23 protein-coding genes are annotated in these 24,152 nt (G+C 69.5%); 6 read left to right on the top strand and 17 right to left on the bottom strand.

The features are described 5' to 3' along the window. The first annotated feature begins 5 nt into the window (after positions 1-5). Positions 6-536, top strand: coding sequence for an ISAs1 family transposase (locus ABZT04_RS05795; protein WP_356053828.1), 531 nt, complete (start codon positions 6-8; stop codon positions 534-536). A gap of 22 nt (positions 537-558) precedes the next feature. Here ABZT04_RS05795 and ABZT04_RS05790 read toward each other — a convergent pair whose 3' ends face one another. The 10 genes from ABZT04_RS05790 to ABZT04_RS05745 all read right to left on the bottom strand — a co-directional run bounded on the left by ABZT04_RS05790 (position 559) and on the right by ABZT04_RS05745 (position 9,700). Then, positions 559-1,242, bottom strand: a complete 684-nt coding sequence (locus ABZT04_RS05790; RefSeq protein ID WP_356053348.1) for a contact-dependent growth inhibition system immunity protein — start codon at positions 1,240-1,242, stop codon at positions 559-561. A 13-nt stretch (positions 1,243-1,255) separates the two neighbouring features. Beyond that, positions 1,256-1,555: an RNase A-like domain-containing protein gene (locus ABZT04_RS05785; RefSeq protein ID WP_356053826.1), complete on the bottom strand. Its 300-nt coding sequence runs from the start codon at positions 1,553-1,555 to the stop codon at positions 1,256-1,258. A 100-nt stretch (positions 1,556-1,655) separates the two neighbouring features. Beyond that, a complete protein-coding gene (locus tag ABZT04_RS05780; protein WP_356053346.1) occupies positions 1,656-2,255 on the bottom strand; it encodes a hypothetical protein in 600 nt (199 codons plus the stop codon). A 45-nt stretch (positions 2,256-2,300) separates the two neighbouring features. Then, entirely contained in the window at positions 2,301-4,049 is a 1,749-nt protein-coding gene (locus ABZT04_RS05775) for an RNase A-like domain-containing protein (RefSeq protein WP_356053343.1), read from the bottom strand. Then, positions 4,049-4,363 (bottom strand): WXG100 family type VII secretion target, encoded by a 315-nt coding sequence (locus tag ABZT04_RS05770; RefSeq protein ID WP_356053341.1) that lies wholly within the window; start codon positions 4,361-4,363, stop codon positions 4,049-4,051. The genes ABZT04_RS05775 and ABZT04_RS05770 overlap by 1 nt, the downstream gene beginning before the upstream one ends. 31 nt (positions 4,364-4,394) lie before the next feature. Then, entirely contained in the window at positions 4,395-4,811 is a 417-nt protein-coding gene (locus tag ABZT04_RS05765; RefSeq protein ID WP_356053339.1) for a WXG100 family type VII secretion target, read from the bottom strand. Between the two features lie 127 nt (positions 4,812-4,938). Then, positions 4,939-6,039 (bottom strand): hypothetical protein, encoded by a 1,101-nt coding sequence (locus tag ABZT04_RS05760; protein WP_356053337.1) that lies wholly within the window; start codon positions 6,037-6,039, stop codon positions 4,939-4,941. 48 nt (positions 6,040-6,087) lie between these two features. Next, a complete protein-coding gene (locus ABZT04_RS05755) occupies positions 6,088-7,026 on the bottom strand; it encodes an N-acetylneuraminate synthase family protein (protein WP_329553246.1) in 939 nt (312 codons plus the stop codon). A gap of 14 nt (positions 7,027-7,040) precedes the next feature. After that, the gene (locus ABZT04_RS05750; protein WP_356053824.1) at positions 7,041-8,342 is read right to left on the bottom strand and encodes an N-acylneuraminate cytidylyltransferase; all 1,302 of its coding nucleotides are present in this window, start codon (positions 8,340-8,342) and stop codon (positions 7,041-7,043) included. Positions 8,343-8,389: 47 nt separating this feature from the next. Further along, on the bottom strand, positions 8,390-9,700 hold the full coding sequence (locus ABZT04_RS05745) for a DUF6716 putative glycosyltransferase (protein ID WP_356053334.1): 1,311 nt from the start codon (positions 9,698-9,700) through the stop codon (positions 8,390-8,392). A gap of 198 nt (positions 9,701-9,898) precedes the next feature. Between ABZT04_RS05745 and ABZT04_RS05740 the strand changes: the two genes are divergently transcribed. From ABZT04_RS05740 to ABZT04_RS05730, 3 genes are all read left to right on the top strand, one after another. After that, positions 9,899-10,879 (top strand): glycosyltransferase family 2 protein, encoded by a 981-nt coding sequence (locus tag ABZT04_RS05740; RefSeq protein WP_356053332.1) that lies wholly within the window; start codon positions 9,899-9,901, stop codon positions 10,877-10,879. Next, the gene (locus ABZT04_RS05735; RefSeq protein ID WP_356053330.1) at positions 10,879-12,219 is read left to right on the top strand and encodes a polysialyltransferase family glycosyltransferase; all 1,341 of its coding nucleotides are present in this window, start codon (positions 10,879-10,881) and stop codon (positions 12,217-12,219) included. Before ABZT04_RS05740 ends, ABZT04_RS05735 begins: the two co-directional genes overlap by 1 nt. A gap of 143 nt (positions 12,220-12,362) precedes the next feature. Continuing rightward, positions 12,363-13,541 (top strand): acyltransferase, encoded by a 1,179-nt coding sequence (locus ABZT04_RS05730; RefSeq protein ID WP_356053328.1) that lies wholly within the window; start codon positions 12,363-12,365, stop codon positions 13,539-13,541. 60 nt (positions 13,542-13,601) lie between these two features. Here ABZT04_RS05730 and ABZT04_RS05725 read toward each other — a convergent pair whose 3' ends face one another. From ABZT04_RS05725 to ABZT04_RS05715, 3 genes are all read right to left on the bottom strand, one after another. Continuing rightward, positions 13,602-14,981, bottom strand: coding sequence for a polysialyltransferase family glycosyltransferase (locus tag ABZT04_RS05725; protein WP_356053326.1), 1,380 nt, complete (start codon positions 14,979-14,981; stop codon positions 13,602-13,604). Continuing rightward, a complete protein-coding gene (locus tag ABZT04_RS05720) occupies positions 14,978-15,964 on the bottom strand; it encodes a glycosyltransferase family 2 protein (RefSeq protein ID WP_356053324.1) in 987 nt (328 codons plus the stop codon). Before ABZT04_RS05720 ends, ABZT04_RS05725 begins: the two co-directional genes overlap by 4 nt. Before the next feature lie 122 nt (positions 15,965-16,086). Then, complete coding sequence (locus ABZT04_RS05715) at positions 16,087-16,737, bottom strand: TetR/AcrR family transcriptional regulator C-terminal domain-containing protein (RefSeq protein WP_356053322.1); 651 nt, start codon at positions 16,735-16,737, stop codon at positions 16,087-16,089. Positions 16,738-16,807: 70 nt separating this feature from the next. Between ABZT04_RS05715 and ABZT04_RS05710 the strand changes: the two genes are divergently transcribed. After that, a complete protein-coding gene (locus tag ABZT04_RS05710; protein ID WP_356053319.1) occupies positions 16,808-18,268 on the top strand; it encodes an FAD-dependent oxidoreductase in 1,461 nt (486 codons plus the stop codon). A 110-nt stretch (positions 18,269-18,378) separates the two neighbouring features. Here ABZT04_RS05710 and leuE read toward each other — a convergent pair whose 3' ends face one another. Next, the gene (gene leuE, locus ABZT04_RS05705; RefSeq protein ID WP_356053317.1) at positions 18,379-19,032 is read right to left on the bottom strand and encodes a leucine efflux protein LeuE; all 654 of its coding nucleotides are present in this window, start codon (positions 19,030-19,032) and stop codon (positions 18,379-18,381) included. A gap of 30 nt (positions 19,033-19,062) precedes the next feature. After that, positions 19,063-20,661 (bottom strand): methylmalonyl-CoA mutase family protein, encoded by a 1,599-nt coding sequence (locus tag ABZT04_RS05700; protein WP_356053315.1) that lies wholly within the window; start codon positions 20,659-20,661, stop codon positions 19,063-19,065. A 313-nt stretch (positions 20,662-20,974) separates the two neighbouring features. Between ABZT04_RS05700 and ABZT04_RS05695 the strand changes: the two genes are divergently transcribed. After that, complete coding sequence (locus ABZT04_RS05695) at positions 20,975-21,781, top strand: L,D-transpeptidase family protein (RefSeq protein WP_356053313.1); 807 nt, start codon at positions 20,975-20,977, stop codon at positions 21,779-21,781. A 224-nt stretch (positions 21,782-22,005) separates the two neighbouring features. On the opposite strand, the gene ABZT04_RS05690 is transcribed toward ABZT04_RS05695, so the two are convergent. Both ABZT04_RS05690 and ABZT04_RS05685 read right to left on the bottom strand, forming a co-directional pair. Then, positions 22,006-23,118, bottom strand: coding sequence for a hypothetical protein (locus ABZT04_RS05690; RefSeq protein WP_356053311.1), 1,113 nt, complete (start codon positions 23,116-23,118; stop codon positions 22,006-22,008). Further along, entirely contained in the window at positions 23,118-23,780 is a 663-nt protein-coding gene (locus ABZT04_RS05685; protein WP_356053309.1) for an RNA polymerase sigma factor, read from the bottom strand. The genes ABZT04_RS05690 and ABZT04_RS05685 overlap by 1 nt, the downstream gene beginning before the upstream one ends. Between the last annotated feature and the right edge of the window lie 372 nt (positions 23,781-24,152).

The raw sequence follows: 24,152 nt of genomic DNA, 5'->3' as shown, positions 1-24,152 counted from the left end.
GACCAATCAACCGACTGCCCACAGCCAAACTCGCGGCGCTGCCGTGGCGGGATATCGCCGTCCAGCACACCACCTCCGGGACCGGGCACGGACGCCGCGAGTCACGCTCGATCAAGACCTGCTCCATCGCAGACGAACTCGGCGGGATCGACTTCCCCCACGTCCGCCTGGCCATCCGCGTCCACCGCCGCAAGGAGTCCGGCAAGCGCGAGACCCGCGAGAGCATCTACGCAGGCACCAGTCTCGACGCGCACCAAGCCGGCCCCGCCGACCTGGCCGCCGCGATGCGCGGGCACTGGGGAGTCGAGAACTCCTCCCACCACATCAGGGACATCACCTTCGCCGAGGACGCCTCCACCGTCCACAGCGGGACCGCACCTCGCGCCATGGCGACGCTCCGCAACCTCACCATCGGCGTGCTGAAAACCCTCGGAGCCGAGAACGTCGCCAAGACCACCCGAGCAATCCGCGACGAACCAGAACGAGCGCTCCCGCTCTTGGGCATCACCAACACCTCGGACAACTACGGAACTTGATCAAGTCCTGGCTCGCGACGGCTCAGCCGGACGACCGCCCATACTCCGCTCGCGGTCCACTGAGCCGCTCAGCGACGAGAGCGAGCCAGCCGCTGGGGGCGTACGGCGTCGGTGGGTCGACCTCCATACCCAACTCGGCGACGGCCAGGGCGTAGTCGGACTCGTCCAGGTCGAGGGCCAGCAGCTCGTGCAACTCCCCGACCAGGCGGGCCACGACATGCGGGTCGGTGGAGGTCCGGTAGTCGTCCACGGCCGTGTCGTGGTCCTCGAACTCGTCCGGCATGTCTTGGGAGAACCAACCGCCGACGAACTGGGCCAGTTCCGGGAAGCGGGCGTGCCATTCCCAGTGGGTGGTGGGGGTGGCCGGGGGCGGTACCTCGCCCTCCTCGACGCTGTGTTTGAGGTGGTCAGCCAAACAGTGCAGCCACTGCTGGACCTCGCCCTCGGAGAGCCCGACATCCGGGATCGCGTAGAACTCACCGAGGCGGAGGCGAAGCCGGCCCGGCGGATGCTCGGCGTACTCGCGCAACTGGCGTTCCGCGACAGCCAGCGCCCACGGACGGTTGTGCCAGGTATGACGGAGGTAGGCGGTCAGGGCCTGGCTGGGCTTGTCCGGGGTGTCGTCGGCAGGCTGCCCGGCGTAGGCACGGATCACCTGGTCCAACTCGCCGTAACGGCGGTCGTGTTCGAGGGGGCTCAGAGGCACGGTGGCAGGCCTTCTACAGGTAGATCGGGAAGGTGGCGTGGACGGCGAACCCGTGCGGCCGGGACGCGTCCCGCTTCAGGATCACCCGAGCCGCGCGTACGTCGACGGGCCCCCGCCCAGCCAGCATCATCGCCTGGAGCAGCACCCGCCCGACCGGCTCCTCCCGGGACGGCCAGGACGCCTCGATGGTCAGACGGGGGCGGGTCGACCGGGCCAGCCAGCGGTGGATGACCTGCTCGTTGGCGGTGACGACCTGCTGGGTGGCCCACTGGGCGGTCTCGTGGTCGGGGTAGGTCGCGGAACGGGTGAGCACCAGTGCAGCGGCCTCGGGTTCAGAACGCGCACTTTCGTCGGGATTGCCGATGTTGTTCATGGGGTCCGTTCGGATGGTGTCGAATCAACTGGCCGGGCACTCACCTGGGATCGAAGGACCAGAAAACGCCGACCTCGGCATCGGACACCGCGATCAGACCGAGATCCCAGTCGTACTGGGATCGGGGGTTGCAGCCAGTCGTCATTTCGTAGAAGTCCGGGTCGTCGACTCGGTTGCCCGTCCTCACGTCCGGATAGCCGGTGTTCGCGTAGAAGGACGTCCCCGCCGGGAAACGGGAGAGGATCACCCGAGCCTTGCGTTCGAGTTCCGGGCGACGGGAATCGAAGTGATTGCGGGCACGCTCGCTGGGGACATCCAGCCAGGTGGTGGACAGCATGACCAGCAGCCTTTCCACCGACGTCCGGGGCACTGTCCGCAGTACGGCCTGCCACGCCGCCGCGCCTTCCGGGTCGGCGGGAGGCAGGACGAAAGGAAAGTTCGGATCCTCCAGACGTTCCTCATCGCCCTCGTCGACGTCGATCCACTTCCAGGAGCGGGGATCCGTAGCCTCCCGGCGCATGATCGCCGCTACATCCTGCACCCAGTCCTGGTGCGCGCGGGGTCCCACCAGGACGTACGAGTATCGCTGCTCGTACATGGTGAGCGCCTCGGCCCAGGCCTCGGCGTCCGGCGTCGACATCCCTGCTCCTTTCGACGTCCTTGTTCTTTGAGACAAGGGATCAATCTATTTAGGCATGGAGGTGGTCACGACGAAGGGCGGGTCGAGGCTGGCGTCGTAGGTGAGACGGGTGGAGACGCCGTGTGCGTCGGTCACCGGGGTCGCCTGTCCGTTGACCACGTTCGAGATGCGGCCTGTTACCGGGGCCGCCGCCAGCGGGTTGTTCGCATCACTCACCGAGTTGACGGTAAAAACGCCACTGGGCGGAACGGGCGGGGGGCCGGTCGCCAGCCACGCGTCGATGGCTCCACTGTTCTGCCGGATACAGGCCTGGGTGTACTTCTGTGCCGAGGCCAGATCCGTGAAGCTGGAGGCCGCCGGGATCTTCGGCTCACCGTTCCCCTTGGCCTGGTCACGCAGGCGCTGGAGCAACTGCTCGTCTGTCTTGCCGACGTGCTTGTCGATGGTGTGACCGCCGCCGAGATTTTCCTCCATGGCCAGGTCGAACGTGTATTTGTAGGGGATCGGTTTCTCCCCGTTGAGCAGCTTGTGCTCCTTCTTGAAATCGTTCAACGAACGGCCACCGAAGGCCTCGGCTCTGGCCTCCTCCGCCATGAACGTGGGCGCGCTCCTCAACGCCTCGTCCAACTCCCATTCCAGTTCCAGGAGTTTGGATGCGGCATCGCTGAACGCCTGCTGGTAGATCTCGACGGCATTGTCCGCGGCCTGTCGGTCCATGTGTCTGCGGAAGGCCATGACCAGTTCGCCGAACATGTCGGTGGCCGCGAGTTTGAACAGTTCCAGCGGGTCGAGCCCGGTCGTGAGGTCCTCCACCATTCCCTTGGCCGCCGTCTTGGCGAGGTTCTCGGTGGTCGTCCGGCAGGTCTTCACGACCTGGGCCAGGTGATCGCAGGTCTTCTGGACGGTGTCGGCAGTGTGGTGCAGCACCTCCAGGATCGGCCGGCGCTGGGCGGGTGACACCGTCCCTGAGGTCTTCCAACTGCGGCCGCCCTGCTGAGCGATGGCGCCCTGCGCGTCGCGGTTGCGGCCCCAGGCGGTGGTTCCCCAGATCGCCTGGCAGAACGACTTCATCGCGCCCTGCCACTCGCTGTTGCCCTGAGGGTCCGTCATGTAGTCGATGGCGGAGGTGAAGTCGTCGCCTGCCTTCAAGGCGGTGCCCGCCGCCTCCCGCCATGCGGCGGCCATCCCCTTGAGGTCGTCATCGCGGGCTCCCGGCGTGATCTCGTGGGTCTTGCCGAGGTTGAGCCCGTACTCGATGGCAGGCCGCGTGACGTCCGCGAGGAAGTCCGGGATCTCGCCGAGTGCCCCGGAGATCGCCCAGGAGTCGGCGTCCTCGCCGGTTCCTGACCACTTGATGTCGTTGATCTTCCCGTAGTCGGGCTTCCTGTCGATGACCGCCGGCAGGGAGCGGCGGGGCGACGGTCCGTACATGCCGCGCGAAGACCAGTCCGCCGCCTGGTAGTTGTTGGCTGTCACGGTCAGGCCGACCGCGACGCCGCCGACGCTCAGCACGCTGGTCGCCCAGACCTGGATGAACTTGTCGGCGATCTGCATGTAGACGTTGGCGAAGGAGTCCGGACCCCACCCGGTTCCCGCCGACTGGCTGTACTCATTGAGCGCGCTCACCAGTTTCGTGGCGCCCTTGTCGTAGTCGAACTGCCCGTCACGCACCACCACCGACGAGTAGTACAGGTGCGGCGGCTGTACGTCGAAGCCGCCACCGGCGTCCGGTGCCGCCGGTTTCAGCTGGTCCCGTTCCTGCCGGCGCTCCGCGTCGCTGGGTCGGTCCGCCATCAGGCCGCCCCCCAACCCCGCAGCACCGCCCGATGCGCCGCCGCATAGTTCGCATGCCCGGTGGTGACATACGCGTGCAGCCACCTCTGTGCTGCCTGGAGGTCCTGGGCCGAACGGTCCCACTCGTCGAGTTTCTCGACGAAGACCTCGCGGGCCTCGCCCTTCCAGGACAGGACGACCGGTTCGGCGCGGTCGTAGAGGTCGTCGAGTTTGCCGTTGAGCTGCTTGAGGATGTCCTCCAGCTCGGCGGCAAGGTCGTGGAGGGTGGAGAAGGAGACGGCTATGTGGTCGTCGGCGGAAGCCCCGGTCGACATGATCCCCCTAGTTGTCGGCACCTGCGGCTGATCAGAAGGAGTCGAGGCTGCTGCGTGGCGGCGCCGATTCCTCGGCGGCCGAACTCACGTCGGGCGTCGACAACTTGTCGACCTCACTGCCCACGTCCACCTGAATGCGCCGCATCCGCTCCAGCACCTCGATGTCGTGCTCGGAGAAGCCGTCCCGGCTCATCCGGACGGCCTGCTCCAGCAGCTTCATGACTTCGCGGATGCGTACGGCGTCCTCGGTCGCCGCGCGGTGGAACTCGCGGTACGCCTTCGCCGCCGGGCCACGCCAGCCCGCCTCGATCCGGTCGACCACCGCGTCCATACGTCTGACCTGCCGGTCCAGGTGATCCCGCATGTCGTCCAGGTCACCGGCCAGCTTGGTCAGGTCGCTCGACGACACCCGCAGGTCCGGGCCGCCACTTGATCCGGGTACTGCCACGCCGTATCCCCGCCCCCGTCGCATCGGCAACGTAAGTCCCGTGTACACCAGGATCTTACGAGACATGACAAGGGCGGGGTCGGAGGAGTTCAGCGACGAGTCCGGCACGGTCGCCGTACCAGGCCCCCTACGCCACCGTCGTCACCGCCGACAACCGATGCACATCCCGAGCCGTCCCCGTAACCCCCGACAAGAACCCCTGCGCCCGAGGCGAGGCGTTCTCCGTCAGCCACCCGGGATCGATGTCGCAGACCGCGACCCGCACCTCGGTGCCCACCAGGGCAAGTGGCAGTGTGTGGACGACAGTTGATGGGAAGCTCAGGATCGTACGGCCGATCGGGCCCCGCCGAGCAATCAGCTCCAGGGGGAGATCAGGCCGGACGATCTCCAGGCCCGTCTCCACCGCCAACCGGTGCAACTTCTCCGTGCTTTCGCGGCGGTGGGCGAAGTAGCGCGTCGCGCCGTGGGTCTTCGCGAGGGCCGCTACCGCCTCCAGGTAGCGGTCGGCGTCGACAACTCCCGTCTCCACCAAGGACGTTCCGACCATGTCGGCGCCCTTCGTGATGCGGGGCGGGCCGAAGCGGGCGCGGGTCCATGCGAACTCGTTCGCCGTGATCGTGACGCCCTCGGGCGAGGAATCGATCGGCATGGAGGAGAAGATCTCCACCTGGCGGCGGGTGCTCGGGGTCAGGCGGCGGCGGGCCGCCGACGACACCGGGGCGAAGATCAGGTCTCGGGGGCCCTGCCGGCCGCCCTTGCGGTGCCAGCGCACCAGGCGTTCGCCGGTGGCCAGTTGGGCGACGAACTCCATCGTCGCCGTGCCGTCGTCGACCACCACCAGGTCCCGTGCCCTGGTGATCGTCAGCAGCAGTTGTACGTAGCGGGAGAAAGGGTCTCCCATGACGATCCGGTCCGCCCTGCGGAGCAGGCGCGTCAGGCCGCCGATCGTCTGGAAGGGGGCCGCGGGGCCGCCCCGTGCCTCTTCCCAGCGCACGGTGTGGCCCTCGTCTCGGGCGAGGTCGGCCATGCGGCGGAGTTGGCCGCGGGTCATCGGGTCGGTCGGGGACAGGACCACGAGGGTGAGCCCCCCGCCGGGCACGCCGGGTGCCTCCTCGGCTCGGGGCGCACGGAGGTGCGCCCACTCCAGTACGTTCAGCAGCTGTACCGGACTCTCCACGAACGCGAGAGTGTGGGGGGTGTTGCCGGCGGTGCCGGCGTGGGGGCTCATTGTCGTACGACCGTCCCGTGACCGTAAGTGGCGCTTAATGGCTCAAACTCAGACCGAGACCGGCTCGCCAGCGGCCGCGGCGATCTCGGCCTCGGCGACCACGCCGGTGACGCGGCGCAGCTTCTTCATCGGGCCGAGCTCCGACTCGTAGACCTTCTTGACGCCGTCGCCGAGGGAGGCCTCGATGGTGCGGATGTCGCGGACGAGGCGGGTCAGGCCCTGCGGCTCGACGGAGGCGGCCTGGTCCGAGCCCCACATGGCACGGTCGAGGGTGATGTGACGCTCGACGAAGGTGGCGCCGAGGGCGACCGCGGCGAGGGTGGTCTGCAGGCCCGTCTCGTGGCCGGAGTAGCCGATCGGGACGTTCGGGTACTCGGCCTGGAGGGTGTTGATGACGCGGAGGTTGAGCTCCTCCGCCTGCGCCGGGTAGGTCGACGTGGCGTGGCACATCAGGATGTTGTCCGAGCCGAGGACCTCGACCGCGTGGCGGATCTGCTTCGGGGTGGACATGCCGGTGGAGAGGATGACCGTGCGGCCGGTGGCGCGGAGCGAGCGGAGCAGCTCGTCGTCCGTGAGGGAGGCCGAGGCGACCTTGTGGGCGGGGACGTCGAACTTCTCCAGGAAGGCGACGGCCTCGGTGTCCCACGGGGAGGCGAACCAGTCGATGTTCTTGCTCTTGGCGTACTCGTCGATCTGGCGGTACTCGTCCTCACCGAACTCCACACGGTGGCGGTAGTCGATGTAGGTCATGCGGCCCCAGGGGGTGTCGCGCTCGATGTCCCACTGGTCGCGCGGGGTGCAGATCTCCGGGGTGCGCTTCTGGAACTTGACGGCGTCGCAGCCGGCTTCGGCGGCGGCGTCGATCAGCTTGAAGGCGTTCTCCAGCTCACCGTTGTGGTTGATGCCGATCTCGCCGACGACGTAGACGGGCTGGCCGGGTCCTGCGGTCTTCGAACCGAACTGGCGCAGACGGGAGTTGATGCTCATGACAGCGGGTTTCCTTACTTGGTGAGGGAATCGAGAGAGGGGCCGAGGATCCAGCTCGCGATCTCTCGGACAGCGCCGTCGCCACCGGCCACGGTGGTGACCGCGCGTGCGGCGCCGCGTACGACGTCGTGGGCGCTCGCGACCGCCACGGGCCAGCCCACGAGGGCGAAGCACGGGAGGTCGTTGACGTCGTTGCCGACGTAGAGCACGCGCTCCGGCGCGATGCCCTGTTCCTCGCACCATTGCTTGAGTGCGAGGTCCTTCCGGTCGATGCCGTGCAGCACGGGGAGCTTGAGCTTGCGTGCGCGGGCGGCGACGACCGGGTTCTGCTCCGAGGACAGGATCAGCATCTTCAGGCCGCTCTTGCGCAGCGCCGCGATGCCGAGGCCGTCTCCGCGGTGCACGGAGACGAACTCCCGTCCGTCGGAATCGATCAGCACCCTGTCGTCGGTCTGGGTGCCGTCGAAGTCGAGTACGACCGCGTCGATGTCGTCGGCGGTCGGGAGCGAACCGGGGCGGTCCGCGTCGAACAGCGGGGCCAACGCCCTTGCCCGCGCGAGCTCGTGGGGGTCGTCGATCTCCAACACCCGGGCGGGGTCGGTGCGGACGAGTTCCGTGCGGCCGAAGAAGCGGTGGCCCACCTTGCGGAAGCCGGCCGCGTCCATGCCGTAGACGGCGCCGGTCTCCAGGAAGTCCTGGGGGCGGTCCTGGCGGCGCGGGCGGAAGGACTTGTCGTGGTTGACGCCGTAACCGCCGCTGGTCGTCGTGGAGTTGGCGACCTTCGTGGCCCCTCCGACCTCGTCCGTACGGGCCGGCTCGACGACCGGTGTCGCCTCGTCGTCGGCGTCGCGCCACACGAAGCCGTGGAAGGGGGCCACGGTGTGGGCGGTGTCGGCGCCGTTCGCGACGATCGCGTTGACGATGCCGTCGACATCCTCGCGGACGATGAAGGGGCTCGTGCACTGGACGAGCAGGACGACGTCGACGGCCGCGCCGTGCAGCGCCTCGTGGGCGTCCATGGCGTGCAGGACGGCGGCCTCGGAGGTCGCGGTGTCGCCGGCGATGGCGGCGGGCCGCAGCACGACCTCGGCGCCGGCCTGGCGGGCGGCGGCGGCGATGGCCTGGTCGTCGGTGGAGACGACCACGTCGGTCACCAGCCGAGACGCGCGGCACTCACGGACGGCGCGGGCCACCAGCGGGACGCCGCCGACGGGGGCGAGGTTCTTGGCGGGGACACCCTTGGAGCCGCCGCGCGCGGGGATCACCGCGAGCACCCGGCGCATTGAAGCGCCGTGGCCCGCCTGCGAGTTGGACAGGGGCTCTACTCCCATGGGATGTGCTCCTTGAGCGGGAATCTTGGCGTTCACAGCTCCCCCATCCGGCGGATGACGGGCGCCACGCGCTGCACTCCGTGGCGGTAGGCGCCGCGTGCGGCCCGGCGGACGATCTGCCGCACGGGGCCGGGCGCCTTGTCCGCGGCCGGGGCGCCCGGCAGCGGGGTGCCGTCGGGGCCGAGGTGGTGGCGGGCGAGGATGCCGGGCAGATAGCCGGGGGCTGTCTCGGTTGTGTAGTACGGGGTCAGGGCCGGCATGTCGGAGCCGGCCAGCAGCTTGGCGATCCGCTCCCGGGCCGCGTCGAAGGCCGTCTCGTACGACCCGTCGGCCGCGACTCCCTGCCGGGCCACCCAGTCCGCGTCGGGCACCGGCTTGTAGCCGGCGTCGAGCTGCTCCCAGGAGGCGAGGCACCCGGAGCCCACGAAGTGGTGGTTGCCGAGGCCCTCGCGGATGCCCAGGTCGGTCAGTACGACGGTGGGGATACGGCGGTGCAGCGACTCCAGCGCGGCCGTCGAGCTGATGGTCACCAGCAGGTCGGTGCGGTCGAGCACCTCGCCCATGTGCCCGTACACCAGGCTGAAGTTGGCGGGCAGGTCCTTGCCCTGGACCAGCTTCTGGTAGGGCAACTCCTCGATGTGCGTGGTGTGTTCGCCGGGCTTGGAGCGCAGCTTGAGGAGGACCTCGCGGTTCGGGTGGAAACGGGCGTGCTGGATGGCCCGGTTGAGCAGGTAGTTACGGTCCCTGCGGTTGTCGGGCACCGAGGGCTGCACCGCGAAGACGACGGTGTACGGGTCGTGTTCGCCGGTGTAGGTCTCACCGCCAAGGAACGGCAGGGCGACCTCGGTGACCGCCGAGGAGTCGGCGCCGACCCCGTCGTAGACCTCACGGAAACGGTCCGCGTCCTGGCGGGAGTTGGCGAGGACGAGGTCCGCGCCGTGCCGCAGCAGCAGGCCGTCGGCGAGCTTCTCGTAGACGACTCCGACATAACCGGTGACGACGACGGGCCGCTTGGCGCGTCCGTCCCAGGCCCGCGCCAGACCGTGCAGCATCGCCTGGACCCCGCCGCCGACCAGGGAGAGCACGAGGAGGTCGTAGGACTCCTGCTCCATGGCGCGCAGGAACTCGACGGCGGTCACCTCGCGGAGGGAGTCCGCGGTGACGCCGACTTCCGTCAACTGACGGGCTGTCGGGGTGGCACGACCCCGCAGGAGGTATCCGTCCAAAGAGATGTCCGAATTCGCCGGAGCGATACGGTTCGCGGTGAGCGAACCCCATTTCCACCGGGTGTCGGAATCCGCGAGGACGGCGACTCGCAGGGTCTGCGTTGCACTTACTGGCACACCGAAGACGCTAGGAAGCGATTGGGTTGAACGGCCGAACCCGAACACAACAAACGGTTAACAGCACACCGCTGGATGGCGAATCAGGACGTCGACAGGCCGTAAAAATTCTCGGTTCACAGGTTCGCCACGTGGCGTTCACCCGACATCAAACCAATGGTAAAGACCGATGCCGGAGCGCCCTCTACCGTCATACGGGTGGTCAAGCTCTCCGTCATCGTGCCGTTCTACAACGTGCAGCAATACGCGCCCGACACCCTGAAGAGCCTGCGTGCGAACACACGGGAGGACTTCGAATTCATCTTCGTCGACGACTGTTCGACCGACGAGACACCGGACATTCTCGCGCGCGCCGAGCGGGAACTGCCAGGAGTCGTGCATGTCAGACACAAGAAGAACGGAGGGCTGGCGACCGCCCGCAACACCGGCATCGACAAGGCACGTGGCGAGTATCTGACGTTCCTTGACGGCGACGACTGGCTCGCCCCGGACTACTTCCCGCGTCTGCTGGCCGCCATCGAGGAACTCGGCTGCGACTTCGTGCGCACCGACCATGTCGTGTGCACCGCGAAGGCCCGCTCCATCGCCCGGGTTCCGCAGGGCCGGCGCGGTGTGGTGATGAACCCGCGGGACGCGATCCTGCCCGCCGACCGCTCCACCTCCGTCGACTACGCCTACGCCTGGGCGGGTATCTACCACCGCAGACTCGTCGACCGGGGCCTGCTGCACTTCACCGACGGGCTGCGTACGGCAGAGGACCGGCCGTGGATCTGGAAGCTGCACCGGGAGGCGGAATCCTTCGCCACGGTGGGGCTGCTCGGGGTTTTCTACCGGCGCGGGGTCGCCTCCTCGCTCACCCAGATCGGGGATGTCCGGCAACTCGATTTCATTCGTGCGTTCGACCAGGTAATCGAGGAAACCGCAGGTGACCGGGACGCCGATAAACTGCTCCCCAAAGCCGTCCGCACTTATTGCGCGATCATGGCTCATCATCTCGGATCGATCGAGAGGTTCGAACCCGCCGTGGCTCGAAAACTGCGTTCACTGAGTTCCGCCGCGCTGAAGCGCATGCCGCAGGACGTACTCGCGGAGGTCATGGACTCGATGGACCCCCAGCGGGCGAGCCGGCTGCGGCGCCTGCGCCGCCGTCCCACCTCGGCGCGGACGGTGGCCGCCTGATGCCCCGCACCACCCAGATCCTGTGCGCGTCGACGCTGTACGGCGCCGCGACCCTGGCCGCCGCGCTGGACGCCGGGCTCCTCGGCGAGGCCGACCGACGGCTGCTGCTGATCACCAACAACGCGGCGAACCCGGAGACCACTCCGTCGGTGGACTCGATGCCGGGCTTCGACAAGCTGCGCCGGCGCTTCGACGACGTACTGTCGTGGAACGAGGCCATCTCCCCCTTCCACCCGAGCGGTTGGAGCCCGCGGGGCGACGACGTCCCGATGTGGGAGCGGTACATCCGGCTGCTGTGGCGGCTCGGCGACGACGAGATCCGGCTCGCCGTGGAGTCCGTCCAGGTCAACCCGTCGCTCGCGCTGTGCCAGTTGTTCACCGGCGCCCCGGTCGACGTCTACGCGGACGGCCTCATAAGTTACGGCCCCACGCGCGACAAGATCGACCCGCTGGTCGGCACCCGCATCGAGCGGCTGCTGCACCTCGATCTCGTCCCGGGCCTCACCCCGCTGCTGCTCACCGAGTTCGGTGTCCCGCCGGAGCTGGTGCCCACCGAGACCTTCCTCAAGGTGCTCGGTGAACTCGCCGAGTCCGAGGACGAGTTGCCGGCCGTTGAGGGTCAACCGGCCCTGCTGCTCGGCCAGTACCTCGCCGCGCTCGGCATCCTCACCGACCAGCAGGAGGAGGAGCTGCATCTGCGCATGGTGCGCGGCGCCGTGGCGCTCGGCCACCGCACGCTGGTGTTCAAGCCGCACCCGGTGGCACCGTCGCGCTGGTCCCGGCTCCTGGAGGACGAGGCGAAGAAACTCGGCGCCGAACTCACCCTCCTTGACCGGCCGGTGCTCGCCGAGGTCGCCTTCCAGCGGATGCGCCCCACCCTGGTCGTCGGCTGCTTCTCCACCGCGCTGTTCACCGCCGCGGGCCTGTACGGCATCCCGGTGGCGCGGGTCGGCACGGACACCGTGCTGGCCCGGCTCGCGCCCTACCAGAACAGCAACCGGGTGCCGCTGACCATCGTGGACGCCGTACTGCCGGACCTCGGCGACAGGACCGCGGTGGCCGAGTGGCGGATGCCGACGACCGATGAAGTGGACGAACTGGCGGGGCTGCTCACGGCAGTTGGCTTCGCGATGCAGCCCAAGATCTACCCGCGGCTGCGCGATGATGCCGAGCGCTATCTCTCCACCCGGCTCAATCCGCACACCTGGCGCTACTTCAAACGCCGCCGCCTGACCTCGCTGGCGCTGCCCGGCGCCGTACCGGCGCAGCTCTCGTTCATCCCGCGCAACCAGACGGTTCGACGGATCGCGCGCCGCGCCCGGGCGTTGTCCGGCCGTTAGCGCGCATTCAAATTGTTCATCCGGGCGACATGTGGGAGACCCCTGTGTGTCGCCGGTGAATTGCCTCTCATCCGTCGAACGTTCGTAGCGTCACAACGTTCCGCCACGGAACATCCCTTCGACGTCGGCGAGAAAGGCCCAGGATGAACGCGGTTGACCAGGCCCTGGTACCCACCCTGCGGGGCCAGGACCCTGGGCAGGACCCGGAGCAGCCAGCCGTGGCCCCGTCGCCCCGCCCGCCCCGGGAGAACCGGCTGCGCGCCCTGGACGGACTGCGGCTGCTGGCCGCGCTGATGGTGTGCCTGTACCACTTCACCGGCAAGAACGGCGAGGTCGCGTCCTCCTGGCACCAGTCCCCCGGGCAGATGTTCCCGACCCTGTCCCAGGCGGGGACCTACGGCTCGCTCGGTGTGCAGTTCTTCTTCCTCATCAGCGGCTTCGTGATCTGCATGAGCAGTTGGGGCAAGACCGTCGGGGAGTTCTTCCGCTCCCGCATCGCCCGGCTGTACCCGGCGTACTGGGTGGCCATCCTGCTGGTGGGCGCCGCGTCGGTGCTGATGCCGGTGGTCGTCAAGCCGCTGCGCTCGGACGAGTTCCTGGTCAACTTCACCATGCTCCAGCAGCCGATGGGCGTGCCGCGCGTCATCGGCGTGGACTGGACGCTCTGGGTGGAGATGCGGTTCTACCTGTTCTTCGCGCTGTTCGTGATCTGGAAGGGCGTCACCTACCGCCGTGTGGTGACCTTCTGCATCCTGTGGACGATGGCCGGCTGCTTCGCCCGGGTCGCCGACAACCCGCTGACGACCGAACTGGTGATGCGCGACCACGCGCCGTACTTCATCGGCGGCCTGGCGTTCTACCTGATCTACCGCTACGGCAGCGACCTGTTGCTGTGGGGCATCGTGGGGATGTCCTTCCTGCTGGGCCAGCGCTACTCGGTGACAGCGCTGTGGCACCCCGGCATGACCGGTGACTTCGACCGCAATCCGCATGTCATCCAGGCGATCGTCTTCGTCGCCTTCGCGGCCGTCGCGGCGGTGGCGCTGGGCTGGACGAGCTGGGCGAACTGGAGCTGGCTCACCCTGGCGGGCGCGCTGACGTACCCGTTCTATCTGATCCACGAGCACCTGGGCTGGTTCGCGATCCGCATCCTGCACCGGGGCTTCGGGCTCGGCCCGTACGAGACGCTCGCGCTGACCGTGCCGGGGCTGTTGTGCCTGGCGTATCTGATGCACCGCTTCGTCGAGAAACCGTTCGGGCCCAAGCTGAAGCGCACGATGTCGCTCCAGTCGAAGCAGTTGGCGGCGAAGCTCGGGAAGTAGTCCCGGGAACGCCGAAGGGGCCCCTCGACCGAATGCCGGTAGAGGGGCCCCTTCGCGCGTTCAGGCCTGCGCGGCCCGGATACGGCGCACCACGCGCCGTACGGTCGGGTTGCGGCGCAGCGACTGCGCGCGCACCGCGCTGCCGCCGGGCAGCCGCAGGCTGGTCAGCCGGCGCTTCTTGAAGTACCGCTGGTACTCGTCGAGATGGACGGCGAGCCAGGCCGTGACCTCGTCGCGCAGGGCGTGGTGCTTGAGGGCCTGCATGCAGTAGCCGACGGCCCGCACCAGCGGCGCCAACTCCTCGGCGAGACGCCCCAGTTCGAGCGGCTCACCGACCTTGTCCTGCTCCGCGTCCGGCAGGATCGCGTCGATCACGGTGAGCGGGATGCGGTTGCTGTTCTCGTACGGCGTGATGCGTTCGAGGAGCAGTCCGGTGCCGACCCGGGCGACGGGGATGTCGTAGAAGGCGGCGGCCGTCATCAGCGCCGTGGAGAAGCAGCCGATGACCAACTGCGGGCGGAGATGGGCGAAGACGGTCTCGGCGAGGACCGGCTCGCGCAACACGGTGAGGCGGACGCCGAGTTGGGCGGCCGCCTCCTCAAGTGACTTGCTGTAGACGGCCGGTGCGCTGGGGTGGGGCTTGAACAGGATGTCCTGGTGGCCCGCCTTCGCCGCCGCGCGCAGCATCCGGACGTGGAGCTGCTCCTCCTCGTCCTGGGTGATCAGGTCGATGGCGGAGAGGTACTGGCCGAGCATCACGGCCGTCGGCCGGTGCTCGCTCGGCAGCTTGTCGGCGAGGATCGAGGCGCCCTCCTCGCCGATCTGGGCGAGGACGTCGACGATCGCCTCGTTCGGGATCGGCTGCGGCTCGACCCCGTACTCGGACAGCAGCATCGGCCGCAGCCCGGGTATCAGGTCGAGGTGCAGCACGCGGGCGATGCGGCTGTTGAGGTTGTGCGGGATGCGGTTGCGGGTGGGGCCGTAGCTCATCAGGCCGTCCGCGTACACATGCACCGGGCTGTCGGCGAAGATGTCGGCGACCGCGCGGGAGGGGTTGGCCTGGATCGACTCGCAGGCGATCTCCACGTCCTCGTCGCCGAGGTTCCAGGCCAGGCGTACGGCCTTCTCCCACAGGGAGGCGTCCTGGGCGCGCGGGGACCAACCGGCCGGGTGGAACGGGGTGATGAACTCGTTCCACGAGCGCACCTCGTCGAACTCGGGACGCAGCTTCTCGAAGCCGGGCATCCGGTCCAGCGGGGTGCCGACCTCGGGGACCGCGGCGGTGTTGCTGACCACGAGGATGCGGCGGTGGGCCGTACGGGGGCCGAAGAAACCGGCGCGGATCGCGGCGGTGACGGTCGCGGCGGCGTACTGCGTGGCCGAGAAGAAGATCTGCGTCGTGCCGCTGGTGCCGCCGCTCGTACCGTTCGTGCCGCTCATGCCGCGACTCCCTTCATGCCACCGCGGATGCGCCGCAGCGTGTGCACGCGTTCCTCGCCCATGCCGACGAGCGCTTCGTTGAGTTCGGTCTCCGTCATCCGGCCGAGCGCCTCGGCCGCCATCTGCCGCAGCTTGGCGTGCACGCTGCGCTCGAACCGGCCCCGGTCCAGGAGCTGGTGGGCGATGACGACGCAGTAGTTGCGCAGCGCCTTCTTGCGCAGCTTCCCGGCCTCCGGGTCGTCGGCGAGTTCGGCGAGGACCAGGTCGAAGGAGCGGAAGAAGTCGAGCTGGCGGACATCGCCGATCTGCGTCAGCGAACCGGCCAGGCCCCGGCGGTAGAACACCCCGCGCAGACTGGCGGCGACGTAGGACTCCGCCTTGCGGTGCAGCTCCCAGATCCAGGGGCGGTCCTCGGCGGTGCGCAGTCCGTCGTGGAAGCGCAGCAGGCCCCGGTCAAGGAGGCGGCGGTGGTAGATGCCGGCCCAGGCGTACGGGTAGTCGACCATGGTGGTGTCGTCGACGGGCAGGATCGAGCTGCGCGGGTCGAGCGGGGTGTGGCGGCGGCCCTCGGGAGAGCGCTGGATGCCCCGCTCGACGCCGGTGACGGTGACATGGTCGGTGCGGACGAAGTCGACGTCGAAGCGCTCGATGACGTCCACCAGGTCGGCCAGATAGCCCGGCGCGAGCCAGTCGTCGCCGTCGAGGAACGTGAGGTAGCGGCCTTCGGACTGGTCGATCCCGGTGTTGCGGGCGGTGGCCAGGCCGCCGTTCTTCTCGTGCCGGATGACCCTGCTGTTCGGCAGCCGCTGGGTCAGCTCCAGGAGAGCCTCATAGGTCTTGTCCTTGGTCGAGCGGTCCTCGACGAACAGGAACTCGAACTCGTCCCTCGCGTTGTTGATGAGGCTCGTCACCGTTTCCGGGACATACGCCTCGATGTTGTAGCAAGGGACGATCACGGACAGTTTCGGGGGGCGGTTGGTCACGCGTACACCTGGGCTCTCTCCGGGGCGGATTCTTGTGACCGTAGGAGATGTTCCACGCCGGATATCAACCCTGCCGGGGCCAACAGGTGAACGCACGGTAACGGCCCGGCCTCTTCGGGCGTTCACCTGACGCCGAAACGGACCTCGACACCCGCGACGAGCAGGTCCAGCCCCTCCTCGAAGTGCTTTTCGTAGTCCTCGAAGATCTCCGCGCCCGCGGCCGCCGAAAGGGGGAAGTCGGCCAGCATGCGAGCCCGTTCGTCCACGTCGTACCCCTCACGGCGCTCGTCCGGCAGGAGCTGCACGCCCTGCTCCTCACTCACGAACCCGATCGTGTAGAGGTACGACGTCGAGGTCGCGCGGACCGCCTGGGCGAGGGTGAAGCCGGCCTCGGTGAACAGGCGCAGGGTGCGCTCCATCTCCACGGCGTGCAGGGTGCCGGTGAAGCGCGAGCCGCTGAAGACCTTGGCGCCGTCGCGGTAGCCGAGCAGCGCGGTGCGCAGGGCGCGGTTGGACTTCAGCAGGTGCTCCTGCCAGGTGCCGCCGGGATTGGTCGCGGAGTCGGCGACCATCCGGCGGTACATCTCCGTGGCCATCTCGTCGAGCAGCGCCTGCTTGTCCTTGAAGTGCCAGTACAGCGCGGGCGCCTTGACGTCCAGCTCCTTGGCGATGGCACGCAGCGAGAGCCCGTCGAGGCCGACCTCGTTCAGCAGCCTCAGGGCGGTGTCCGCGACGCGCTTGCGGTCCAGGGGGGTGCGGCGTTCCGTATTCACGCTTGACAGCTTAACAGCGTTAAGGGCACTCTGACGGACGTCGGAACTTAACAGCGTTAAGGAGAGTGTGATGATGACGGAACAGACGCGACAGACGGACGTACTGATCGTCGGCGCGGGCCCGACCGGCCTCGCCCTCGGGATCGACCTGGCCCGGCGTGGGGTGGACGCACTGGTCGTGGAGAAGGCGGAGGCGCTCTTCCCCGGCTCGCGCGGCAAGGGCATCCAGCCGCGCACGATGGAGGTCTTCGACGACCTCGGCGTGATCGACGCGATCCTCGCCAAGGGCGGACGCTACCCGGTCGGCGCGGTCTGGCAGGACGGCCGGAAGGTCGGCGAGCACCAGATGTTCGAGCCGTCCGACAAGGAGCCCGACACGCCCTACGGCGAACCGTGGATGGTGCCGCAGTGGCGCACTCAGGAGATCCTCTTCGCCCGGCTGACGGAGCTGGGCGGAAAGGTGGCCTTCGGACGGGAGGTCACCGGCTTCACTCAGGACGCGGACGGCGTGACGGTCGGCTTCGCCTCCGGCGCTCCGGTCCGCGCGCGGTACGTGGTCGCCGCCGACGGCGGTCGCTCGGCGGTCCGCCGGACGGTGGGGATCGCCATGACGGGCGGTGGGGGTGCCCCCGCTCGAGCGAATTCGAGAGTGGGGGAGGTCGACCCGAGCCCGATGCTGGTCGCGGACGTCCGGATCACCGGCCTCGACCGCGACAGCGTGCATGTCTTCCCGCCGCGCGGGGACGGGGGCTTCCTCGCGATCTTCCCGCTGGCCGGCACCGAGGACTTCCAGATCTCGGCCCAGTTCCCGGAGGGCACGGACATCGACCTCTCCCTCGACGGCATCCGCAAGACCGTGGCACAGCGCACCCACCTCGCCGCCGAGGACGTGACCGAACTGCGCTGGGCCTCCAATTTCCAACCCCGAGCCGCTCTCGCCGAGCGCTTCCGCACCGGGCGGGTCTTCCTCGCCGGGGACGCGGCGCACGTCCACTCGCCGGCCGGCGGGCAGGGCCTCAACACCAGCGTCCAGGACGCCTACAACCTCGGCTGGAAGCTCGGCGCGGTGCTGCGCGACGGCGCCCCCGAGTCCCTCCTCGACACCTACGAGGAGGAGCGGCTGCCCAACGCCGCCGACATGCTCGGCCTGTCCACCCGCGTCCACCGCGGCGAGATCCAACGCGGCAAGGCCACCCAGCAACTCGGCCTCGGCTACCGGGATCGCTCCCTCTCGGTGGAGACCCGCACGAACCTGCCCGAGGACGCGCTTCAGGCGGGCGACCGCGCCCCGGACCGCATGGTCAACGGCGTCCGTCTCTTCGACACCTTCCGCGGCCCGCACTGGACCTTGCTGGCTCTGGGCACGGAGGCACCGGCGCGCGTCGGCGAACAGGTGCACGTCGTAGCGGGCCCCGCCGTCGAGACGTACGGCACGGGCGTCTTCCTGATCCGCCCGGACGGTTACGTGGGCTGGGCGGGCGAGAGCGCGGAGGGGTTGGCGGAGTACATGACCCGGCTCGGGCTGGTCTAGGGCCTGCTCGGCGGATCAAGCCGCAGACGCGGGGCCTGGCACGCGCCAGCCGCACGCACCGGACCCCGGTCATCGGCGGCGGGCAGACCCCGCCGATCCGCCGGACAGGCCTACGCGCTGGCCAGCGTCAGCTTCACCGCGAAGCCCAGGAACAGGGCGCCCGCCGCCGAGGTCGCCGCCGCCGCGAGGCGGCTGCGGCGGCGGAAGGCCGAGGCCAGTTTCGTGCCGCCGAAGATCAGGGCGGTGAGGTAGAGGAAGCTCGCCAGTTGGGCGAAGGCGCCGAGGACGACGAAGGAGATGGCGGGGTAGGCGTACCCCGGGTCGACGAACTGCACGAAGAAGGCGACGAAGAACAGGATCGCCTTCGGGTTGAAGAGGCTCACCACGAAGGCACGCCGGTACGGCCGTTCGTCGGCGCTCTCGGCGACGGTGCCCGCCGCGACCGCCGCCCGCTCCTTGCGGCTCCGCCACATCGTCCGGGCGGCCCGCAGCATCCCCACGGCCAGCCAGGTCAGATAACCGGCCCCCGCGTACTTCACGATCCCGAACAGCAGGGCGTTGGCCTGGAGCAGCGAGGCGACCCCGGCGGCGGAGAGCGTCATCAGCACGGTGTCACCGCACCACACACCCGCGGCGGCGGTGTACCCGGCCCGGATCCCGCGCCGGGCGGCGACCGAGATGACGTACAGCGAGTTGGGACCGGGCAGCAGGACGATCAGGACCAGGCCGGCCAGGTAGGTGGGGAGGTCTATGACACCGAACATGAGCACGAGTCTCGCACGGGATCCGGCGGCTCAGAAGGTGTCGTTCGGGACGTACGTCCCCCACACCTCCCGCAGCGCACCGCACACCTCCCCCACCGTCGCCCGCGCCCGCAGCGCGTCCTTCATCGGGTACAGCACGTTGTCGGTACCCTCCGCCGCCTTCCGCAGCGCGCCCAGCGCCGAGTCCACCGCCCTCGCGTCCCGTTCGGCGCGCAGTTGCGCGAGCCGGGCGGCCTGCCGGGCCTCGATCGCCGGGTCGACGCGGAGCGGTTCGTACGGTTCCTCCGCGTCCAGCCGGAAGCGGTTCACGCCGACGACGACCCGTTCGCCCGCGTCCGCCTCCTGGGCGATCCGGTACGCGCTGCGCTCGATCTCGCCCTTCTGGAAGCCGTGTTCGATGGCGCCGACCGCGCCGCCGAGGTCCTCGACCCGCCGCATCAGGTCGAGCGCGGCCGCCTCGACGTCGTCGGTCAGCGACTCGACGGCGTACGAGCCCGCGAAGGGGTCCACGGTGGCGGTGACATCCGTCTCGTACGCCAGCACCTGCTGGGTTCGCAGCGCCAGGCGGGCGCTCTTGTCCGTCGGGAGCGCGATCGCCTCGTCGAAGGAGTTGGTGTGCAGGGACTGGGTGCCGCCGAGCACCGCGGCCAGGCCCTGGACGGCGACCCGGACGAGGTTCACCTCCGGCTGCTGAGCGGTGAGTTGGACGCCGGCGGTCTGGGTGTGGAAGCGCAGCATGAGCGACTTGGGGTTCTTCGCGCCGAACTCCTCCCGCATCACCCGGGCCCACATACGCCTGGCCGCACGGAACTTGGCGACCTCTTCGAGAATCGTCGTACGCGCCACGAAGAAGAAGGACAGCCGGGGTGCGAAGGAGTCGACGTCCAGGCCTGCCGCGACCGCCGTACGGACGTACTCGATGCCGTCGGCGAGGGTGAAGGCGATCTCCTGCGCGGGCGAGGCGCCGGCCTCCGCCATGTGGTAGCCGGAGATCGAGATCGTGTTCCACTTCGGGATCTCGGCCCCGCAGTACCGGAAGATGTCCGCGGTCAGCCGCAGCGACGGCTTCGGCGGGAAGATGTACGTCCCGCGCGCGATGTACTCCTTCAGCACGTCGTTCTGGATCGTGCCGGTCAACTGCCCTGCCGCTACGCCGTGTTCCTCGCCGACGAGCTGGTACATCAGCAGGAGGAGGGCGGCCGGGGCGTTGATCGTCATCGAGGTGGAGACCCGGTCCAGCGGGATGCCGTCGAACAGCACCCGCATGTCGTCCACCGAGTCGACGGCGACGCCGACCTTGCCGACCTCGCCGTGCGCGAGGGGCGCGTCGGAGTCGTGGCCCATCTGGGTGGGCAGGTCGAAGGCGACGGACAGTCCCGTCGTGCCGTGGTCGATCAACTGCCGGTAGCGGGCGTTGGACTCCGCCGCCGTACCGAAGCCGGCGTACTGGCGCATCGTCCAGGGCCGTCCCGTGTACATCGACGGATACACGCCCCGGGTGAAGGGATACTCCCCCGGCTCGCCCAGTCGCTCGGCCGGATCCCAGCCGGCGAGGGCCTCGGGACCGTAGACGGGTTCGATCGGCGTTCCACTCTCGGTGGACCTGGCACTGCCCGATTCGCGCACCATGGTGTGCACCTCCGTTCCCCACCATGCCGCGCCGTTCGCGGCCCGTCATCCGGGGGTACGTGTCCGGGTGACACCGGTGAGACGGCGGGGGGCTGGGATGCGTACTAGGGCCTGTCTGACAATTCCCGTCGTCCGCCCGGAGGGCGGGCTCGGTGCCCGCCGCGGAAGCGGCCGATGTCTCAGAAGGTGCGTGCTCGCGGTGTGCCGGGCGTGGACCCACGTACTGGACGTACTTGGGGCTGCGCCCGGTGCGGCGAGAGTACGTGCATGGCGTCGCCGGGCAGACGGGAATTGTCGGACAGGCCCTAAGGGCATGGGGAGAGCGATCGCCGCGTCGGCGGCCCTGTCGGCCCTGCTGGCGGTGTGCGGCTGCACGGCGCAGGGCACGGACGCGGACGGCGGACACCACCTGCCGGTGCACATCGAGCTGCCGGGCGGCGATGCCAAGCCCTCGGCCACGGCGAGCACCCCGAGTTCCGCGCCGGCCGCGAACGTCCTGTGGTCGCGCGGCGACAGCGGCCCGGACGTACGCGAGTTGCAGGCGCGGCTACGGCAGGTCGACTGGCTCTTCGACGGGCCGACCGGGACCTACGACGACCTCACCGAGCAGGCCGTCGCGGGTTTCCAGGGCAAGCGCGGGCTGCCGAAGACCGGCCGGACCGACAAGGTCACCTGGCAGCGGCTGCGGGGCATGACGCACGAGCCGGGCAAGTGGGAGCTGTATCTGATGGGCGGCCAGCCGGCCGGGGCGCCCGACCCGCGGTGTCTGACCGGGCGGGTGCTGTGCATCGACAAGACGACCCGCACCCTGCGCTGGATGATCGACGGCCGGACGGTGTCGACGATGTCGGTGCGGTTCGGCGCGCAGTACACCCCGACCCGCGACGGTGTGTTCCACATCTACTGGAAGGCGCGGAACTGGGTGTCCACCCTCTACCACTCCCCCATGCCGTACGCGATGTTCTTCAGCGGCGGCCAGGCGGTGCACTTCTCGTACGACTTCTCGGCCCGGGGTTACGCGGGCGGTTCGCACGGCTGCGTCAACGTACGGGACGAGGCGGCGATCGCGAGTCTGTTCGCTCAGGTGCGGACCGGCGACAAGGTCGTCGTCTACTGGTGACGGCCCTCGGTCGGTGAGGTGTGGGGCGCGGGCGGGACCGGGGGAACGTGTCCCGCCCGCGCCGTGTGCACGAGCCGTAGGTACGGGGGGAACCCCGGCTCTGTGCGGTGGCCGATGACCAGTCGGCTCACTCAGTACTGCGCCACGGCGGCCGAAAACGTCACACCCCGCGTGAAAAAAATTCCACGGCTCGCGAAAGCGCAGGTCAGATGCGGTCTTCGGGTTCAGAGCGCGCTGTACGTCGGACTCGGGTCCGGTGTCCGGTGGGTCGTGGTGGCGGACGCGCCGTTGTCCTGGTGCCCGCCGTTCCCGCTGCCACTGTCACCACTGCTGCCGCTGCCGCCCGGGGCGATCGGGTTCATGTGGCTGTTGTCGACACCCTGGTCGCCGCCCTGGGCGCCACCGTTCGTGACGCTGCCGCTGGCACCGTTACCACTGTCACCCTTGTCACCCTTGTCGCCTTTGCCACCCTTGTCGTCCGTGCCGTTCTTGTCGTCCGTGCCGGAGCCGCCGCTCTTGAGGAGGCCCTTGCAGTACGTCCCCACGTGGGACGTACCGCCCGCCGCGCCCGCCAGGGTGCGCTTGCGGCCGGCGTCCAGGGACTTGCCGTCGCGGAGGGCACGGCAGGACGAGGTGAGACCGCTCCCCCCGTTGCCGGCTCCGGCGGACTTGTCGTCACCGGCCCCGGCGGAGGGCGTGGAGTCGGTGCCGCTGCCGGCGGCCTCGCCGGAGGAGTCGTCGGAACCGCCGCTCGTGGCGGGCGTGTCCGAGCCGCCGGTGCCGCTCGGCGAGGGCGAGCCGAAGGGGTGGTCGGGGGTCGCCTCCGCGGAGATCGAGGCGGCGGGCGCCGGGTGGTCGTCGAACGGTGTCGGCAGCACGCCGGTACCGGCCGCGGCCGCGACCCCGCCGATCATCCCGACGGCGACCGCGGCGGTCAGCCCGAACCGCACGGGTCTGCCCCAGCGGGAGCCCGGGACGGCCGGGGCAGGCCGCCCGAGCCGGACCAGCCCCGCGTCGGAGGACTGGGCACGGCCGGGCCGGCCGAGGGCGAACCGCTCGACATCGTTGCCGTTGCGCGTCGCCCGGAAGGCGGCCAACGCGGCTTCCTCGCCCGGGAGTTCGACCTTGGCGGGCGAAGGGTCCACGGACAGCGCGCCGAGGGCCTTGGCGAGCCGCTCGGCTTGCGCGCGGTCGGCCGGGTCGACGGCTTCGAGGGACTCACCGCGCAGCAGCAGCTCGGCGGTCTCGCGGTCCAGCCATCGGTCGGGGGTCCGCCCCGCGGCGGAACCGCCCGCGGATTCGGTGTCCCCCGGAAAAGCAGAGCGCTCGTCGGCCATCACATGTCCTTCTGCGTCCGCGCGCGCGTATGCGTCACAGTGGCGGACGTCACCGCGCGGTCGCGCGGGTCTCGCTGGGGTGGCAGGGCGTCGAGGGCGGCGGCCGACTCCGGGTCGCCGCCGAGCAGTTCCGCGAGCCGCTTCAGGCCGCGGTGCGCGGCCGTACGGACGGCGCCGGGCCGCTTGCCGAGGGTCTCCGCGGCGGTCTTGGCGTCGAGGCCCATGACCACCCGCAGGACGACGGCCTCCGCCTGGTCCTGCGGAAGCTGGGCGATGAGCGAGAGGGTGCTGCCGGTGGCCAGCGCCTCGATGGCCTCGCCGGCGGTGTCGGACTCGGCGGCGCGGCCGGTCAGTTCGGTCTCGTCGCCGCCTATCGCGGGGCGGCGGCCACGCATCCGTATGTGGTCCAGGGCGCGGTTGCGGGCGATCCGGGCGGCCCATCCCCGGAAGCGGTCCGCGTCCCCGTCGAACCGGTCCAGGTCACGGGCGATCTGCAGCCAGGCCTCGGACGCGACATCCTCGGCGTCCGGATCGCCGACCAGCGTCCGTACGTATCCGAGCAACCGCGGGTGCACCGCGCGGTACACAGTACGGAAAGCGGTCTCGTCCCCGTCCTGTGCCGCAAGCACCGCGGCGGTCAGCTCCGCGTCGTCCCCCAGCACGTGGTCCCTCGAAGTCGATGGTCGCGGCCGCACTCCGGCGCGAAAGGCACGTTACGACCTGAAACTGCTCCTCGTCCATGTCCGTACAAGGTGCAACTACTTGGTTCCGGGGTGCGGTGTGACAGAAAACGCAGTCATGGCGCTGTAGAAGGTACGGGCCGCCGCGCGGCCCGTACCGCGCGACGGCCGGGGCCTCTCCTGTGGGGGGTGGCGGCTCCGGCCGTCTCCGCGTTTCAAAGGCTCTGGCCTGGGGCTTTGCCCGGATTCCGCGACCAACGCGTGACCAGCGGGCCAGACACCTCATGCGATCGTCCCGAGCATCCGATGCGCCGAGCCGTCCCGGATGCCGGCTTGCGGTTCTCTCTGCCCGGC

Origin of the sequence: Streptomyces sp. NPDC005492 (assembly GCF_040605995.1) — a bacterium.
Classification (GTDB): domain Bacteria; phylum Actinomycetota; class Actinomycetes; order Streptomycetales; family Streptomycetaceae; genus Streptomyces.
This window is presented reverse-complemented; position numbering and strand designations above follow the sequence as displayed.